General features: G+C 45.7%; 1 protein-coding gene. It reads right to left on the bottom strand.

The window, feature by feature from the left end; genetic code table 11:
• Positions 1-452: transposase (locus tag D7Y06_RS25555; RefSeq protein WP_199714866.1), on the bottom strand; the 452-nt coding region annotated here is incomplete at its 3' end.
• Between the last annotated feature and the right edge of the window lie 93 nt (positions 453-545).

Genomic DNA, 545 nt, shown 5'->3' with positions numbered 1-545 from the left:
TTGACCTGTGGCAGGATTTTGTCTGTGATTTTACTTACCATTTCTGCTGACAGTTCAATTCCATACAGGTCGTTCAGCTGGTCGTGGATATCCCGTGTGCTCATGCCTCGCGCATACAGGGAAATCACCTTTTCCTCGATGCCGGAGATGTCCCGCTGGTATTTCGGTATCAGTTTCGGCTCGAATTCCCCATTCCGGTCCCTGGGCACGTCAATCTGGAATTCCCCATACTGGCTCTTCAAGTTTTTTGGGGAATGCCCATTGCGTTTGTTGTCCGTCTGTAAAACTCCTTTGCGGTTTTTCTCGTAGCCGAGGGTGGCGTCCATCTCTGCCTCCATGAGTTCCTGCAGGATGTCCTTGAAACTGTCCCTGAGCAAGGCATAGACATCAGTGACGCTGTTTAAGTTGTTTTCTGAGATAATCTGTCGAATTTGTTCCTTTGCTACTGGCATAAAAACACTCCTTTTCGATAAGAATTTGCATATCCTAATTCTTACCAAAAAGGAGCCATTTATTTCCAAAAACACAAACTTATTTACACTACC

This window comes from Roseburia sp. 1XD42-69, assembly GCF_003612565.1.
Taxonomy (GTDB): Bacteria; Bacillota; Clostridia; order Lachnospirales; family Lachnospiraceae; genus Roseburia_B.
The sequence above is the reverse complement of the archived record's forward strand: the minus strand, read 5'-3'. Positions and strand labels throughout refer to the sequence as shown.